This window comes from Neobacillus dielmonensis, assembly GCF_000612665.1.
GTDB classification, from domain to species: domain Bacteria; phylum Bacillota; class Bacilli; order Bacillales; family Cytobacillaceae; genus Neobacillus; species Neobacillus dielmonensis.
This window is the reverse complement of record NZ_HG942074.1, coordinates 70999-88987: the sequence shown is the minus strand read 5'-3', so window position 1 is coordinate 88987 and position 17989 is coordinate 70999. Positions and strand designations below refer to the sequence as shown.

Sequence of the window (17989 nt, the reverse complement as noted above, 5' to 3'; positions counted from 1 at the left end):
AGTCGAGCTTCAACAGAAAGCCCTTTCAAAATTCCTATCAAATTTTCTCAAACTGGTACAAATTTATTATACTAGTTTGAGAGGAAATATGACATGGTATTTTCCTCCCGGAGGAGATTGGGGGAGAAGCTTCGTCTTGTTTTCGAAACTTCCTCTTTATTATAAAGGAAGCCAAAATTTTCAATTTAACGTTATTTTGATGCATCCAGCCATATTTTTTACTATCTTCATTTAAACCTTTTAAAAAAATGAATTGCCTTCCTTGTTTTTGTAATCATGTAAAGAAAAGACCTTTTACAAAGCAGGAAGGGTTCCTTCTTTGTAAAAGGTCGTATTCTTGAGAAACTACTCGTGGTTAGTTCCTTCACGCTTAAATTTTTGTTTCTAAATCTAATAGTAATTTTGGGATTGAAACCTTATTTGGGCCAACAGATAAAACAACAGCATTTTCTTCCATCGAACAACTAGGCTCAGCTAGTGTATCCTCCATCATTGCCCCATAAAATCCATGAATCAGGATGTGTTTGCCAGGTGCCACGTGATCTCTTGCCGTTGGAATATAGGTTTGTTGGCTAATGATATTCGAATTTGGTTCACCATAAACAAACTCCAATTGTGAATGATGACTAAAATCTAGCACCCCAGCCTGATGTTCACCATTGTTAACCTTGAAATGTTCAGGCTCCATTACCATATTCTTTTGCATGTCAGCACCATCAATGTCAAACCCAAGAGCAAAGCCTCCATCAGCCAGATAGATCGTCTTATCTGTTTCCACTAAATGGATACGGAAATGGAATGGTGTAAACGGAACAATGATACTCCGTATTTTAACGCCATCGTATGGATGCCACTCGGTGGCCAAATAATTTTCCGTAATTTGATATGCTGACTTTTCATAACGCATTTTATAATACCGTTCAGGATCCAAGCTGACAGCAAGCGTATTGTCATAAGCTCCCTGCCTTAAGTTCAATTGGCCTTTCGAAACACTGAAGCCAAATACGCTGGAATAGACGAACTTTTCATATTTCGCATCACAATGGGTATGTGGCTCACAATGCAGCCCGACTGTATACAACTGAACTTGGTGATTGCTTTGGTCCCGTGTCACCAACATCCGCGCCGGAGCAATTAACTTTTTCTCAGGAAGGCTCGGGGCCTTCTCAGGTATTAGCCAAAAAGGATGGTCTTCAGGGAGACCCAATAACAAAAAGGTCTTAAATGCCCAATAAGGTGAACCAAAGGCATTGTATCCTTCCGTGTACACCTGATTTCGATAATAGTAGCCCACAGTCAGCAAACCTTCATGGCTAAAAATGCGTTGTTTCATCCAATGTTTTAAGTGCTGGACCACTAACCATTTCATTTCTGCATATGGCAATACTTCCACCTCAGCAAAGATGGCGGCACTAAAGAATGCCACTTGGGAAAAGCGATAAGTCATACTACGGCCAAATGGAACAGCTGCCCCATTTCCATCAAAGAAGCAAGCAAATGATTGGGCAAATTCCTTGGACCGCTCAATAAAAATCTTTGCATCTGGATCCTCCTCAACCGCTGTTTTTGCATACACCAATCCGTAGAAATGGAGGGCAAACGCCACATAATAGTCTACTTGGTCGGGATAACCGTCGACATACCACCCTTCAGACCGATAAAACGAGTGGACCGTCTCCAAGTCCTCCTTCAGCCTTGCTGCATCATAGGCCAAGCCATTAAGACGAAATCCATGATTAATTAAAATTCGGAAGAAAAGCCAGTTGTTTCTTGGAATATTTCGCTCATTGATTTGATTTAGCCAGGCATGGAGCTGCTTCTGTTCCAATTCCGAAAAGTAACTTAACCACTTATCCCCGCAAATGCATAGGGCTAACCCAATCACAGCCATTTCCACAAGGCGCTGGTCGTAATCATTCGTTTCCCCAAAGTAATGGGGATGCTTCGGATTAAAGCCATCCTTAAGTTTGCCGATAAATGATTCCAGTCCTTTGTATTCTGTCCCTCCGGCAAGCAATGGGACGATTCCCCACAGCGGTCTGAATAAGGCTTCCATCTGACGTGTTTTTTCACTGTAATGCGTACCGCCTGTGTCAAACTTCAATCCGGGTCCATCTTGGTCAAAATGCGGTAATAGCGGATCCGCTAATTTTTCTAAAATATCAGCAATATCCTTCCTGCTTGTTGCGTTCATTGTTTCTACCTTATTCATCCTTTTCACCATCCAGCCAAGATACCTTTATATCAAACTCAAGTCTATTATGATCTTTGGAAATAAACTTCAAATTGAAGACCGTTTCCTTTTCGCCAAAATGATTGCTTATTTCCAGCTCTTCCAACTCAAACATAAATAATTCCTTGTCAAAATGGAGAGTCCATTGTCCATGATTCCAACTAAGGGTCTCTGAGAAAACGTCGGGCTTTATTCTTGTGATAAAGTGTGTTTCATAGGGAATTGGCTGCGTAAAAGCATCTTTAATCCTAAGTTCCCGTTCACCTGCCGCTAATGTGTAGGTACGTGTAAACTGACTATCTTTTGTGATTGAATAAGCTTTGTGAAGGTCATACACAACCGAAAGTCGACCAGGTTCTTGGCTAATTTCTTCAATAGAAGATTGATAGTCTCGGCCTTCCCTTTGCTCCTGATGATCCAAATATGGAACAGAATGGAAGAAAGATCTTGTATGGACAAATTCATAACGTTTCTCTCCAAAATAATCAGCCGTATAAACCGGAGCACCTAAGTCATCAAAAACTAACCCCTTGGCATCACCTAGAACAAAATGCCCCAAATCATTGTGATTATGGGATTCATCATTATGTCCGCCTTTAGCGGCAAAATAAAAATCAGGCTGCTTTACTATGACCCATTTTGCATCATCGAGAATAAACTCACCATTTAGTTGTTGAAAGGAATCTCTTACTTCCTGCTTACTCCACCACAATATCCGGCTAAGGTGGCCCCAGCGGTAACAATGATCAAAGTGAAAGTCTGTTACGGCTGTTTCTTGTGCAGGAACAATCCCAAACTTTTTAAAGAAAAACGCATTTAAGCCGGAAGGAATGGACACTTTCTCGGGTGAGTCCGAAAAAGGAAGGTAATTCCCCGAAGGCAGCATGGCTTTTAATGGGAAGGCTGCGATATTTCGCCATTTGGAGGCTGTAAATAAGTCCTTCCCTTCGACCTGTTCATACATGTCTGCAAAATAGCTATAGTAACCTACCCCATATACCCAATAGCCCATTCCTTCCACGCAGGCCCCATCTTCCCCATAGCCTTGCAAGAAGCATTCCATCGCCTTTTCTACCCTTTGTAGGATCCGGTGCCTAGTTTCCCCATCTTCTAACAAAATCATTGCAGCCATTCCGATGGACCCGGCACAGACGGCACTCCAGTTATTCGTAAGTCTTTCAAACTTCCATTCCCGATTTACGAATGGGATTAATACCCGTCTCTGAATTTCCGTTTTCATTATGCTTAATAATGCTGGAGTTAACTTATTTTTAAAAAGAACCGTACACTCTGCCAAAAAGTGTGCCGTTTCCGATGCAAATAAATCTACCGTTTCATAAGCATCTGTATAACTGTTTTTTTCGCCATTGATGCGAATATGGGCAGGCAGAGCCCAGCTATATTCCTGACAAATAGAGAATAGCATTTCTTCGAATAGGCGCCATTTTTCTTCATTTTGCTCCCATTGCAAATAAAGCGCTAAAGATGTGGCATCTTTTCTGCGCTTAAAATAGACGTCCTCTAACTGCTTTCGATTGCCATCTTCTAAGTAAGCCAGATAGCCTTCAAACTTGGGCAATAGAAGCGTTTTATCACTGGTTAGTGTCTTAATATGCTGTTCTACTTCATCTTGAAATACCTTTGTATAGGGTTGATTTATACGATGGCCGGAGAAATACTCCTCTATCGATTTCAATGTTGGGCACTTCCTTTAATGATTGTCATTTCATTTCGAAAAATCGCTGAACTATTACGCACTATCAAGAAGAAAATGAGACTTGGCAGCACCATGAAAGCAAATACAGGCTTGATAAACAAAATAAGCAGGAAAAAGCTTGCCAGAAACAGATTCAGGAAAGTAAGATAAAACTTTTTGATAGCATAATAGAACGACAGAATCAAAAGTGTTTTTAAGGTATGTTTCGTTTCTGTAAGAATTACCAAGCCACATATCGCCATATTGATTAATAGGATTGATAATATAATAAATAAAGGAGAAACAATCGCAAAGATTGATTGGTTGGCAAACATCGCCATATCCATTGCTAGTATGAATAGCAGGGCAAGAGTAACGAGCCAAAGCTTCATAGAGCTTGAGAAATTCCCCTTATAAAATCTCCAAAAATCTTTTGTTACACTAATATCTTTTTCAACTACTATTTTTTTCAAGGCCGCAATTAAGGCTGCAAGGGCTGGGCCCATCGGAATAAGGGCAGCCGAATAGTAAACCAGATTGGATGGAACCAGCTGCAATAGCACGAAAGCCGCTATTAACGGAATATTAGCAAGTGCAAAATATAGATTTAACATGAGAAACCAATAGCCATAATTAAACAATGCAGCATATTGAAAATGTGACAGATTCATTCGAAACATACAGATCAGCCTTTCATACCAGTCGTTGCAATTCCTTCAATAATGTATCGTTGGGCAAAGATGAACACAATGGCAATCGGAATAATCGATATCAACGAGGCAGCCATAATCAACGCATACTGAGCATCATACAAAGTGACAAACATCCGCAGACCTAACTGAATCGTTTTCACTTCAGTTGAATTTAAATAAATAAATGGACCCATGTAATCGTTCCAAGTATTAACGAAAGTTAAAACGGCCAGGGTGGTCAGAGCCGGTTTTGATAACGGCAAAATGATCTTAAAGTAAATTCCGTATTCGTTTAACCCATCCACGCGGGCGGCTTCACTTAGTTCCTCTGGGATACTCATATAAAACTGTCTCATTAAGAAAACACCAAATGCACTAAAGGCTTGCAATAACACCAAAGACCACAAGGTATCAGTCAGATGCACTTCCCTCATCATGATAAACTGCGGAATCATATAAGCCTGCCATGGGACAGCGATCGTGCCAATATAAGCAAGGAACAGTGTATCTCGTCCCTTAAACTTCATTTTAGAAAATCCATAGGCTGCAAAACTGCTGGTCAACACTTGAATGATGGTAATGACTACACTTAAAAAGATCGTATTTTTAAAGAAGGTTAATAACGGGATTTGATCCCAAATAACGACAAAGTTATTCCATTGTGGTTTGGAAGGAATCCATTCCATTGGGATACTAAATACTTGGTTATCTTGTTTTAATGAGGATGAAATCATCCAGAAAAATGGGATCAATACCAACAAAGATAGTAAAAGTAAAAAGATATACGTAATGGCATTTCCGATTTTTTCTTTTGTTTTTCGTGACATCACTGGGCTTTTCGTTGCGGTATCCATTGTTTTTGCTGAAGCGTCCAAGTTGTTCACCCCCTAAAAGTCTGTATTCTTTTCCTGAACTCGGAATTGAATAATCGTAATTCCTAAAACAATAATGAATAATACTAACGAAATAGCAGAAGCAAAACCAAAGTCGTAATTGACAAATGCTTCGTTGTAAATCAGATAAACCAACACGTTGGTAGCACGGCCTGGTCCACCCATTGTCATGACCTGAATCAAGTCAAATACTTTAAAGCTGGAAATGGTTAATAAAATTAATACTAAGAAAGTAGTTGGTGCAAGCATTGGCAGTGTTACATGCCTAAATTCCTGCCAAGTATTTGCGCCGTCAATTTTAGCAGCTTCATATAATTCTCTCGGAATACTCTGTAATCCCGCTAAATAGAGGACCATGTAATAGCCCATTCCGCGCCAAACACTTACGATAATAATGGCTGGCATCGCCCATTTGGAAGAAGATGTCCATCCCGGAGGATTGTCAATTCCAATCCAGCGTAAAAAGTCATTAATTAGCCCCATATCCGGGTGAAATAACATATTCCATACCACGGCAATAGCAACTAAAGAAGTGACATACGGGAAAAAGATGGCGGCACGAAAGGTGCTGATTCCGCGGACTTTTTTATTGAGTAAAATGGCTAACAGCAAAGCGGCAATTAAGGTCAGTGGTACGGTGCCGATTGTATAATAGACCGTATTCCAAAGGGAGATCCAAAATGTCTGGTTATGAATCATCGATTTAAAGTTCTCAAAACCAACAAATTCTGGAGCGGAAAAGGCATCCCACTTCATAAAGGCAATAACAAAGGAAGCTATTACAGGGACTAAGGTAAAAATGGCGAATCCAAGGAAATTTGGGGTAATAAAGGACCATGCAATTAAGTTATTTCTTCTTCGCCGCTGCTTTTCTGTGACTATTTTGGGAGTAGTATTTAGCATCAAGTTTGTATTACTCATATTGGCCCGCTGTTTTTAATTTAGCGGTTCTCTCCTTTCAACAAAGGGGTTAAATGGGGACAAAAGCGAGGATACATTCCCCCTCGCTTTTGCCCCATTTATTGTTTCTATTTTTTCAATACTTCAGATTTCACACGGTCTTCCATCGCTTTAAGACCTTTATCCACACTGTTTTCGCCTATCATGATCAAGTCATGTTCTTCGTTAAGAATTTTGTCAATAGCGGCAGAGTTTTTGTCCATTGGCATTTCAATATTGAAGAAGTCTGTTTTAAACGCTTTCTTAGAAAGTTCATCGCTTGGCATTCCAGCAACCTTAAAGTAGGTTTCATTAATGGCATCCGTACGATATGCCGGAACGACGCCAACTCCTGCTACCACTTTTGCACCCTCTTCGCCAGAAGCCCATTTCACAAACTTTTCAGCTTCTTTGCTGTGGGCAGCGTTTTTATTAACCGCGAAAGCCGTTGGAGAGCCCCATGTTTTTACTTTGCCTTTTTCCTTTTGTGGAAGTGGAGCAATTGCCCAATCTACATTGGTTTTACCTGCGTTTTTCGAATTAAGGACACCAGCCATATACCAAGTACCCATTGGAAGCATTGCGGCTTTTTCTGTTTCAAATTGGGATGCATAAGTCGTGTTGGTTGATTTTGCAGTACCATAATCTAGAACACTCTTATCTTCCTGCATGCCTAGGAATGTTTTATACATATCTTTAATGAAGCTATAATCGCCTTTTACTAATGCATCTGGCTTACCAACAACTTGTGCGGCAGCAGTAGAGTTTGTAATTGATCTCCAAACATGGTTATAAGCACCGTATACTTTTGTATCCCCTGAGCCAGAGGTTAATTTCTTCGCTAAGTCTCTGTATTCTTCCCAAGTGATGTTGTCCGGATATTTTACGCCTGCTTGGTCAAACATTTTTTTGTTGTAATAAAGTACCCAGAAGTCGTTCCGGTAAGGCAATGCGTAGATTTTTCCATTATCATCTTTCATGTAATCTAAAGTGCCCATGTACTTATCTTCATCTAATGTTTTTGCGTAGGAAGTCATGTCTTTTAATTGGCCACGGTATGCATAGTTGGAATACCCAATCAAGTTTTTCATGGTTAAAACATCTGAATCATCGTTACCAGCCAGCATGGTTGTTAATTTTTGGTCATACTGTGCGGCTTCAATGTCAACTGGTTCGATGGTGACATTCGGATTTTCCTTTTCATAGGCTGTGAACAAAGCCTTGAATTCAGGTGTTGTATCGTAGTTCCATACGGTGACTTTTAGCGTCACTTTTTCATTTCCATCTTTGCTATCTTTTGAATCGCTTGATGCGGTATCTTTAGAACCGCACCCCACCAATACACTACTCATTAACAGAATGAGTGTAAAAATTAAGCCGAGACTCTTTTTCATAATGAACCTCCCATTTTTAATTTTTAATATCATTTTTGAAAACCTTTACATTTAAAGGTTATCAAATTTAACCTCTCATCCTATAAGATTAATTTTACTGGTTATATGACTTTTTTGACTTTATTGCTCCAATAAAAAGAGGACTTTGTTACCCCCCTTTACGTGGAGTTAACAAAGTCCTCTATGAGTAAATACCTATGCAATGTCCATCAAGCAAGACTTCTGACTTTAACAGGCACTTTTTATTTTGCGTTTTCATCTGGCTGATGAATACCAAAAATATTTCCTTCTGTATCTACGTAATAACCTTGCCAAGCCATTCCTGGCAGGGCGTATTTAGGCAAAGCTACCTTACCGCCATTCTCTAGTATTTTGGCTTCCACTTCATCGTAGTTTTCCACGCCCATTGTACAGGCATATCCGTTTAAAGGCTGGTTTGCTTCCGGAGGAGGACTTTGACGCTGCATAAGTGCTCCATTAATTCCAGGTTCCTTCTCTTCTCCAGTCACTGCACCAAAATAAGACATCCCTGCGTACTCACTCCAGTCTTGGAATGCCCAGCCAAACACCTCTCCATAAAACTTCTTTGCCCTATCCATGTCATCCACATGGATCTCAAAATGTATCAATCTTCCCATGGTAATCACCTCTATTATTTATAGTAGTATGTCGTAGTCTTGTATAATACCTCTCTATTATAGCTTATTTATTGGTTATATATTCCAACTTTTGGATTATAAAATTCTTCTCCGTTATGTATTTAGCAATCCAACTGTCCAAGCCCCAATTATATATCATTTTTCTGAAAAAAGAATGGACATCAACCATGTTCTTTTTATGAGACAGTTTATACACAAAAAAATATTTTGATATTTTCTGCACTGACTCGACAAAATCTTATACTACTAAATTTTAGGAAAAATAATAGGGAAGGAGCCTTCCAAACTCCATGAACACTACAGTCTTAAAGGTTCTGATTTTTTTAAAAACAAAGTTCCCTGATTAAAGAAAAATGGTTTTTTGCAAATTTTGTAGAATGGAAGTGATTGAGTTTTAAAATTGTTGTTTATTATAATGTACTTAATAAAGAACAAATTTTAAAAAGGAGGATTACATTTTGAAAGTCAAACGATTGTCTATCTTATTCATCCTCATGCTTGCTCTGAACACCCTGTTCTCTTCATTTGCATTTGCAGACGGCGAGGATGATACGTCAAGCCTCGTAGCACTTGGGGACTCTATCACTCTTAATTCTGGAGGAAATCCCAGATTGGCCTTTCCTCATCAGATAGGAAATCATGGGGAATATGTTGTACAAAACTATGGCAAACGCAATCAAACATCACAAGAATTGCTAGACTCTCTTGTCCATCCGGAAGGCCAGTTTCGATATCATTTAGAGCATGCCGATGTTATTACTCTTAATATTGGAAGCAATGATCTAATTCAAGCTACAGGATTGACAGACCTTGAGCGAAAGAAACTGACATGGGAAGAAAAGCTGGCGATGATTTCTTCGCTAAATGCTGCTGCAGATAAACTGGCAAGTAACTTACCAAAAATTATTAAAGAAATCCGTGACCAAAATATTTGTGCGCCGATTATACTTTACAATCTGTATAATCCATTTGGAGAAAGTGAAGATCCTTTTTATCACATTCTACATAAACTTGGTGATGAATTCATTTCAAAGGTCAACGATAGTGCCATTAATCCGCTTGATGGTCATTCTGATACGTATTTAGCAGACGCTTATTCAGCATTTGATGGATATCAGTCGAAATTACTGTTATCGGGTGACATTCATCCAAACCCAAGAGGTCACCATGTACTTGCCGGTTTAGCAGATGATATCATTGGCTCACTTGATGGGGAAGAGGAGCTCTCCATCCAATTGTCAGCAACACCAACAGAACAGACAACAGATCCAGTTACCATCTCTGTTGAAACAAATGCTGATGAGGTTGTTTCCATGAAATGGCTGCCTGGTGAAAAGGCGGTGGAAGACTTCGTATCAGATGGTACCGAGATTAGTGACTCTGCTTTTCAAGTAACCGAAAACGGCCAATATACGGTTTATGTAAAAAGCACAAACAAATGTGAATGTACTCAGGAAAAAGTTGCTACCATTGATATTGAAAATATTATAAAAGAGGAACCTGTACCGGCAGACCCAGAACCGCCAACACCGACTGAGCCTACAACACCGACTGAACCAACAACACCTCCTGCACCACCAACACCAACTGTACCGACAACAACGGTTCCGACAGTTCCGGCAACTCCTGTCTCGACCGTTGCTACGACAAACAGCCTGCCGCAAACCGCAACCCCAATGTATAATTATTTGACGGCAGGAGCGCTCATTTTCTTGATTGGTTTGTCCGCAATGTTCGTTCAAAGAAAACGGATCAAAAGTTAGAATGTTTAAGGATTATCGATAAGGCCATTTTGTCGAACTACAGCTAGGCTACTTGGCTGGAGCATGAATCAACAGAAGCTCAAGAATGATAAGTACAAACGAGGGTGTCCCAAAAAGTCATACTTTTGGGACACCCTCGTTTCTTAAAGTACAACTAATTATAAATTATTAATCAAGCGCAAAATACAAGGCACTGAACTTTTCGGTGCTTTTTATTTTATAAACCAATCATTCCAACCATGATAATGGCTCCTAATAGAATATTGGCTTGTATCACTCTACTTGTAATGAAATCCTTGTTTCTTCAAAGTGGGAGCGGAGTTCTTTGCATATTGATCAAAACCATTATCATAAAAATAGGCGATTTTACTTGACCAGTTACTCGTATCTTGGCCGTCCGTCCGTTCTGACATATAAGATGAGATGGTTTGATCATATTGGTCTATGATTTCCTCTTGGAGTTTTTTATCATAATGTTCTTTTTGAAGAGTCGCATTAAGCGGCAGCCTTGGTTTTTGTCCAGGAATAGTTTTTGAGTGACCGACGACCAGACCTGATATGGGAAAAACATATTCCGGAAGATTCAACACATCCACGAAGGTTTGGGAGTTTCTCCTGATGCCACCGATTGGCACTGTCCCAAGCCCCATCGATTCAGCTGCTGCAACCGCACTTCCTAAAGCGATTCCGACATCGGTTGACCCGACAATCACCGCCTCTATGTCATCGACAATTTTAAAATCAGCACCATTCTTTTCAGCCGCAAGCTTCGCACGAAAGAAATCCATGCAAAAAACAAGAAATACCGTAGATTCCTCTATCCACTTTTGGTTGCCAGCAGCTATTGCCAATGCCGCTTTCCGTTCAGGGTCTCTTACCTCGATTACACTCACCTGCTGGCCGTTAATCCAATTGGGTGCAGCCAATGCCGCCTCAATAATGGTTTTTATCTCATCCTCATTTACTTCTCTTTCCGAATCAAAGTCCCTTACTGAGCGATGGTTTCTTAACGTTTTAATGGTTTCATTCATACAATTCACTCCTCGTGTATACGATACTACACCAACGACTTAAAATACAAACTGAGGAAAGCCTCACGAAAAAGACCAGTACAGACATTTTTGCCGTGTTGGTCTTTTGCATACCAGATAAACAAAAAAAAGAACCCGTTCAGTTTATTGACTGAGTCGGGCTCATTTTTTATATCGTTAGGAACCGAATATTTTATTCTCCAACTATCTTGGCTTCCTTTAACATCTCCTCTGTTAAGGTAATCCCTTCTTCCTGAGCTGCCTTTTTGTTGATATACAGCTCAAGCTTTTCTGGGAAACCAACAGGGATATCACTTGGTTTCTTTCCTTTCAGAATATCTACTGCCATTTTTCCTGTCGTATAGCCAAGGTCATGGTAGTCCAGTCCATAAGATGCAAAAGCGCCCCGTTTTACAGAGTCTCCTTCACCAGCAAACAAGGGAATATCTTGGTCATTGGCAACTGTTATAACAGATTCTAAAGCAGACACAACCGTATTATCCTTTGGAATATAGATTACATCTACACGGCCCACCAATGACTCGGCCGCTTGCTTTACTTCGGAGCTCGTTGTTATAGTCGTTTCAACGGATTCCAGCCCAGCTTCCTTTAATGCAGCCTTGGCATTTTTAACGTTTACAACGGAGTTAGGTTCACCGTTGTTATAGATAATTCCTACCTTCTTTGCATCGGGTACAAAGGTTTTAATGGAAGCAATGGTTTTCTTTATCGCATCTGGGTGCGTATCTGATGTCCCCGTTGCATTTCCGCCAGGCTTGTCTAGACTTTGCACCAGTTGTGCACCAACGGGATCTGTTATAGCAGTGAATAAAATGGGAATATCCTTCGTGGATTTGATCACCGATTGGGCGCTTGCTGTAGCAATCGCCAAGATGAGATCTTCCTTATCAGCTACCAGGTTTTGGGCAATCGACATATTATTGTTCATGTCCCCCTGGGCGTTCTGGTAATCTAGCTTTAGATTCTTTCCTTCTTTATAACCGGCATCCTTCAAGGCGGCAATAAACCCCTCCCTTGCTGCATCCAAAGAAGGATGTTCAACAAGCTGGGTAATCCCTACTTTTACAACTTTCTCTTTTTCTTCTCCTCCGGCTTCTTTATTCCCCCCACCGCATGCTGCAAGCAGCAGGACCAAGCTAGACAATAATAGTGCTAAACTCTTTTTCATTCCTTTCCCCTTTCTATTGTAAGATAATCTTACAAACTATTTATAATATTCAGATTTTAACACGTTGTGTCATTACGCGACAATAGAAATTTTCAAATAAAATGATATTTTGTCATTTTCTACCTCATTAAGAAAAATAAAAAAGCGTAAACCATCTATCTTGGGTTTAAGCTTTCCTTAAGTTTACCGATTTATCTATTCATATCTCGTACTTTAGTATTCTCGATCATGGACTTATAAATATTTTATATAACTATCATACTCATTCGACACCTTCATTCCCATGCCCTCATACAATGCTTTGGCTGTATAATTATTCGGTGCTGTTTCTAACATGATATACCTTGCTTTCTCTTTTTCTCCAAACTGGAAGGCTGCGTTCATCAGTGCTATGCCAACACCTCTTTTTCTAAAGTCTGGATCGACAAATAGGTCATTTAAAATGTAGGCTTTCTGCATGCCAACTGATGAAAAGGTAGGATATAACTGCAGAAATCCGGCGGCCTGTTCTCCCTCAAAAGCTACAAATATGATAGATTCACCATTTTCTATCCTAGCTTGAATAAAAGCCCTTGCCCCTTCTTCGTCATTTGGCTGTTCATAAAACATACGATAGCTATTGAACAATGGTACAATATCATCCAAGAACTCCATACTTGCTCTGACAATTTTCATACTCTCTAACCCCTTTTTAAGAGAATGCCACTGCAACTTTTTCTTGCATTACCTTGATTCCTTAACTATATTATTCACAAGAAGTGACATAAGAAAAAGGTACAGATTTAATCATATTTACATGTCAGTTAGGGGACTTTAATGAGGGAATTATTGATACTATTCGATGAAAATAGACCGAAATATAAGCAAATCTATCATTCGATTCGACAATTAATTGAAAAAGGAGATCTGGAGCCTGATACACATCTGCCTTCGATCCGCCAACTTGCTGAGTCTCTAAACGTAAGCAGGAATACATCGCTTATAGCCTATGAACAATTATTGGCGGAAGGCTATATCCGAAGCGTACATAAAAAGGGCTATTATGTTGAACCATTTACCCCCATCCATATCTCTGGTCCTCAGGAGACAGAGCAACCCATGATTTCAGGTAAAAAAAAGATTGCCATAGACTTTCGGGCAGGTGCAGTAGACCAGCAAGCCTTTCCCCTAAAAGATTGGCGACGTTGTTCTAATGAAGTGTTAAGACAGAAGATCACGTACACTTATGGCCAACGAAACGGGGAACTGCAACTGCGAAAAGAGATTGCAAACTACCTATTGCAATCAAGGGGAATTCAAACCGGACCCGCATCGATTATAATAGGCAGCAGCACCCAACAATTATTAATGCAATTAGCCATTTTATTAAAGGCGTTTTACTCTTCCATTGCAGTTGAAAATCCAGGATATGATGGAGCTCGATCCATTTTTGAGATGCACCAGTTTGAAATTGCCCCGATCGATGTGACATCAAAAGGTATCAGCATGCAACAGTTGCAGCAATCGAGTGCGAGGTTAGTCTATATTACTCCTTCCCACCATTTTCCATTAGGTGTTACCATGCCGATACCTGAGCGTCAGCAATTATTAAAATGGGTACAGGAAGTAAATGGCTATATTATTGAGGATGATTACGACAGTGAATTCCGGTACAAACAACAGCCAATCCCCGCTCTATGTTCGCTTATACCGGATGCAAGAGTTATTTATTTAGGTACTTTTTCAAAGGTATTTTTGCCATCAATCCGGCTGAGTTATATGGTTTTGCCTGCCCCTCTGCTGGAACGGTTCAACCAACTTTTTGACAATGTTGAACAAACTGCTTCCGTTATTCACCAGCAAACAATGGCGCTATTTATGGAACGCGGCCACTGGGATTCACACATTCGAAAAATGCGAGCTACCTATAAACGAAAAATGCAGACGCTCGTCAGTACTTTACAAGAGACATTCGGTGAAGCAATCACCCTTATTGGAACTGTTTCAGGACTTTATTTATTAATCGAATTTCAAAGCGGCACCACCGAGGATACGCTTATCCCACAAGCACTAGAACAGGGAGTAAAGGTGTATCCTACTTCACAATATTACATAAACCAAAAACCTCCAAGACCCATGCTCCAACTAGGCTTTAGCAACCTATCAATTGAAGAAATCAAAAAGGGAGTTCATCTCTTGAAACAAGCCTGGATTGGATAAAACATGGGGACAGTCCCCCATCTTATTAACGCGATAAAGCCTCTAAAAAAGCTTGTCACCACCCGAATTGAATGAAAGTTTCAGGGAGGTGGCAAGCATTATTTTTCATTCCACTTTTTCACTAAACGTTTGGGTGCTGCTCGCAAATAGGCTTCTTGTATTAAATCGGCCAACTCAGTCCATACTTCGCCAGTTGGATTCTCAATTGAAACCCAGCCGTGATGTCCTATATAAGGCGTTTTATAAAAATAGCTTTTTTGCAGCAAAAGTTGTTGTGTCTCCCGGTCTGACTTAAATGACAACCTGAATCCTTTCTCCCCTTCACCTGAGATTACAAAAGATTTCCCATTCACTTTATAAGTGTTGTGACCAAAACCATCAATTAGTTCTTTTGCTTCAGGCATTTCAAGACAAACCTTTCGCAATTGTTCAAGTATATTCTTTGAATTCTGTGTCATCATCTCTTGTTTCACCTACTTCAGATTTAATTTACCTTCAAGAACTGCAATGTTATGTTAGGAATAAGCACACAAGATATCGGTTGTCCATTGGATGGTGTCTCCTCGCAAATAAATTTGCAACGATTGCAGAAACCTCTTCCCCAAAAACATCCTTAATGGCGCAACCTAAAAAAAACAAACGAGTCCAACTACTCCCTCTTTAATAAATAAGGCGCAGTGCCAATCACTCCTATAATATAGAGAATAACCGCCACATAAGCCGGCAATAAGTGGAGAAAATCAGTATAAGCAATGACAAAATGAGTGACAATTCCAGCTGCAAAGGCAGGAATTGCACCAATGGCAAAAGTCCACCAGACCCAGCTCTCTCCTTCTCGAATTCCCCATAAAGAGAGCATCAAAACGAGTAAGCCCACACTTAGGAGGGCACTCCCAAAACCAGCCCGGTCATGCGCTATAACCGGAATTAGCCGTTCATTAAATTCATCCATCATCTCTGCAGACAGACATAAATAAGTAAGGTCAGTTGGGACAAAAACACTTGATACCCCAATGCTAGAGATGACCACCCCGCCAACCGCTAAAGCTGTCCCTAACGAGATAAACGCCAACTGTCCAATTAAGCTCCACTTCCAAAAGCGGTGATTGTAAAGGTTGGTTCCGGCAGGTGCTGCTTTGGCATTTCTAGATTTGACATATCCTCCAATAAATAACGGCAATAAAATAAGCCAAAACAATCCATGAAGCCCGTCAAAATAACCGTAACCGATAAACAACAAAATTCCAAGAAAACCAAGAATTCCTGCCGTATTGACCGCCCTTCTTGCCCAATGAAGGTTATGCCGGATACCATGCCTCGCAAGCTGCATGTAGATAAATCCCCCTGAGATCATCGTTCCGGAAAGAGTCGTCCGGTCATGTGCCATAAAATACAAAATAGCTGGATTAAAATTTAGAATATCGTTTCGCAGAATCCCTAAAAACGATTCATCATACGGAAGGATAATAGAAGTCATGCTGAATATGAGTGCGATGAAGCCGGCAATGGTAATCGCCAACCCAAATAACCAATACCAAAGCCATCCTGTAGTCATCACTGGTTCCTTTGGGAGCCTGTTAGTGTATGCCTCATTGATCCGCTTTGGCAAACCCGGTCCAGCAAATATATACTCAAAGCCCAACATGACCAAGGAGGCTCCATTATTCAATAAATGGAGGGCATCTGCCGGCTGGCTAACTCCACCTGAAGTGATAATTGGAGTCTCTTCATTAAATAACTTTTTGAATGCATTCAAGGAATCAGTCATCTCATCTGTCGAATTACAGCCTTCTAGGAGAATTCCACTAGGATGATAAAGTTTCAGCTGATCCACATTCGAAAAATCCCCCCCAAAACAGGCCAATATAACCGGTTTCCTAACCTTTTCTTGAAAATCATGATATTGGGCTGGTGAATCGAAAGCATCGTTGTTTACAATAAATCCAACACTAAAAGGAAAGAGCTCTTCACAAATCCGCTCGATTTCTTGAATATTTCCCTCTACTCTTATAAAGAAGGGTAACTTCTTTTTCTTAATAGCCTTAAGTCTCTCCTTAACCGCCTCTAGCTGTATAGGCTGTCCGGTATATCCCTTTATTTGTTTCAGTTTTGAGTCGACAAAAAGTTTTTCCTCCACTGTTGGGCCTTGTATGGAAACGGGACCAATCTCTAGGAAGCCAAAACCAAGGTTTTGAAAAGCTGGCAGACCAGTTAATTGAGAGTCAATTTTGCCGCTTAGTCCAACTGGAGATGGGAAGGAACTGCCGAACCTTGTTTTTTCAAGTTGTTTCGAAGGACTCATATGGCCAAGGAACTCGATCAACGCTTCCCCTATTGATATGGAAGATAACAAACTCATGCTACGGTGAATGAATTCCCGGCTAAAGGAAGTCGGCAGCTTATGGAGTATGGGTTTAAATAGAGTATGATACGACCAATCTGGCAAAGCTGGACTCCCCCTCCTCTCTCAACATCCTCAAAAGGATTTTTTTGTTTAATTTTACTATATTTCTGTACATCTATAAATTGGAAGAAATCGTTTTGGGGATATTAAAATTACATCACTGTTATTCATAGGAGGTAAAAGTTTGGCAGATTTTTGCGCTTCATTATGGCCGGAAGAACTCACTCCTGAAGACCAAAGGAACTGCAGCGAATGTGGATTGGATAAGCATGGATCACGAATGGTTTGGGGTGAGGGGAATCCAGATGCACCGATCTTGATTTTGTTAGACAATCCTGGAGCACTTGAAGACAGAGACAACAAACCCTTTGTCTGTGGAACAAGGCACACGCTGCAGCAAGCCGCCAATGAGGTGGGGTTAACAGTTAATGATTTATATGTCACCAATATTTTAAAAAGAAGGCCTACACGGGCATATGATAAAGAACGAACAAGGGACATCTGTATGCATCACCTAAAACAGCAACTGGTATCAAAACGGCCTCAATTTATCTTCTGCCTTGGAAACGTTTCGGTCCAAACCTTTTTTCAAAATCCTGAGACCGACGTTAAATCATTACGGGGGAAAATGCATGATGTCCACGGGTTTCTAACAACTGCAGCCTACCATCCTTTAGCTGTCAGGCGGCGGCCTAACCTTTGGCCATTATTCTTAGAAGATTGGAGGTTGCTGGCAGACTGCTATTTTAAAAATGGACCATTCCATTAGCCCTGTTATTAAAGCTCCTTATATGGGATATGCTTTTATTTGCTGCACAAAGTGGCACATTTGAAATGTCAGGCAGAGCCTGGCTGTTATTAACTTTTTGTTCTCTACATCATTATTTTTTTAATACT

At 40.3% G+C, this 17989-nt stretch carries 15 protein-coding genes; 3 read left to right on the top strand and 12 right to left on the bottom strand.

From position 1 onward, the window contains the following. Window positions 1-370: 370 nt before the first annotated feature. The 7 genes from BN2425_RS15785 to BN2425_RS15755 all read right to left on the bottom strand — a co-directional run bounded on the left by BN2425_RS15785 (window position 371) and on the right by BN2425_RS15755 (window position 8485). Entirely contained in the window at window positions 371-2212 is a 1842-nt protein-coding gene (locus BN2425_RS15785) for a DUF2264 domain-containing protein (RefSeq protein WP_052352900.1), read from the bottom strand. Further along, window positions 2205-3929 carry a heparinase II/III domain-containing protein gene (locus BN2425_RS15780; RefSeq protein ID WP_052352899.1) on the bottom strand — a complete coding sequence of 575 codons (1725 nt, stop codon included), beginning with the start codon at window positions 3927-3929 and terminating at the stop codon, window positions 2205-2207. The genes BN2425_RS15785 and BN2425_RS15780 overlap by 8 nt, the downstream gene beginning before the upstream one ends. Beyond that, a complete protein-coding gene (locus BN2425_RS15775) occupies window positions 3926-4609 on the bottom strand; it encodes a DUF624 domain-containing protein (protein ID WP_042461453.1) in 684 nt (227 codons plus the stop codon). The genes BN2425_RS15780 and BN2425_RS15775 overlap by 4 nt, the downstream gene beginning before the upstream one ends. Window positions 4610-4614: 5 nt before the next feature. Then, entirely contained in the window at window positions 4615-5496 is an 882-nt protein-coding gene (locus BN2425_RS15770; protein ID WP_235714656.1) for a carbohydrate ABC transporter permease, read from the bottom strand. Between the two features lie 12 nt (window positions 5497-5508). After that, a complete protein-coding gene (locus tag BN2425_RS15765) occupies window positions 5509-6435 on the bottom strand; it encodes a carbohydrate ABC transporter permease (RefSeq protein ID WP_235714655.1) in 927 nt (308 codons plus the stop codon). A 107-nt stretch (window positions 6436-6542) separates the two neighbouring features. After that, window positions 6543-7847, bottom strand: coding sequence for an ABC transporter substrate-binding protein (locus BN2425_RS15760; protein WP_042461449.1), 1305 nt, complete (start codon window positions 7845-7847; stop codon window positions 6543-6545). A 242-nt stretch (window positions 7848-8089) separates the two neighbouring features. Further along, complete coding sequence (locus BN2425_RS15755; protein ID WP_042461447.1) at window positions 8090-8485, bottom strand: VOC family protein; 396 nt, start codon at window positions 8483-8485, stop codon at window positions 8090-8092. A 479-nt stretch (window positions 8486-8964) separates the two neighbouring features. On the opposite strand from BN2425_RS15755, the gene BN2425_RS15750 reads away from it, so the two are divergent. Beyond that, on the top strand, window positions 8965-10269 hold the full coding sequence (locus BN2425_RS15750) for a GDSL-type esterase/lipase family protein (RefSeq protein WP_042461444.1): 1305 nt from the start codon (window positions 8965-8967) through the stop codon (window positions 10267-10269). 278 nt (window positions 10270-10547) lie between these two features. On the opposite strand, the gene BN2425_RS15745 is transcribed toward BN2425_RS15750, so the two are convergent. From BN2425_RS15745 to BN2425_RS15735, 3 genes are all read right to left on the bottom strand, one after another. Continuing rightward, window positions 10548-11300, bottom strand: coding sequence for an NADPH-dependent oxidoreductase (locus BN2425_RS15745; RefSeq protein WP_042461441.1), 753 nt, complete (start codon window positions 11298-11300; stop codon window positions 10548-10550). A gap of 193 nt (window positions 11301-11493) precedes the next feature. After that, the gene (locus BN2425_RS15740; RefSeq protein ID WP_042461439.1) at window positions 11494-12489 is read right to left on the bottom strand and encodes an ABC transporter substrate-binding protein; all 996 of its coding nucleotides are present in this window, start codon (window positions 12487-12489) and stop codon (window positions 11494-11496) included. 234 nt (window positions 12490-12723) lie between these two features. After that, window positions 12724-13164, bottom strand: a complete 441-nt coding sequence (locus tag BN2425_RS15735; RefSeq protein ID WP_042461434.1) for a GNAT family N-acetyltransferase — start codon at window positions 13162-13164, stop codon at window positions 12724-12726. Between the two features lie 141 nt (window positions 13165-13305). Here BN2425_RS15735 and pdxR point away from each other — a divergent pair, with 141 nt between their 5' ends. Then, complete coding sequence (pdxR, locus tag BN2425_RS15730) at window positions 13306-14688, top strand: MocR-like pyridoxine biosynthesis transcription factor PdxR (RefSeq protein ID WP_042461432.1); 1383 nt, start codon at window positions 13306-13308, stop codon at window positions 14686-14688. A 98-nt stretch (window positions 14689-14786) separates the two neighbouring features. Here pdxR and BN2425_RS15725 read toward each other — a convergent pair whose 3' ends face one another. Beyond that, window positions 14787-15092 (bottom strand): MmcQ/YjbR family DNA-binding protein, encoded by a 306-nt coding sequence (locus BN2425_RS15725; RefSeq protein WP_235714654.1) that lies wholly within the window; start codon window positions 15090-15092, stop codon window positions 14787-14789. Window positions 15093-15337: 245 nt separating this feature from the next. Next, window positions 15338-17134: a dihydroorotate dehydrogenase gene (locus BN2425_RS15720; RefSeq protein ID WP_042461426.1), complete on the bottom strand. Its 1797-nt coding sequence runs from the start codon at window positions 17132-17134 to the stop codon at window positions 15338-15340. Between the two features lie 142 nt (window positions 17135-17276). On the opposite strand from BN2425_RS15720, the gene BN2425_RS15715 reads away from it, so the two are divergent. After that, window positions 17277-17861 carry a uracil-DNA glycosylase gene (locus BN2425_RS15715; RefSeq protein WP_042461423.1) on the top strand — a complete coding sequence of 195 codons (585 nt, stop codon included), beginning with the start codon at window positions 17277-17279 and terminating at the stop codon, window positions 17859-17861. The last annotated feature ends 128 nt before the right edge of the window (window positions 17862-17989 follow it).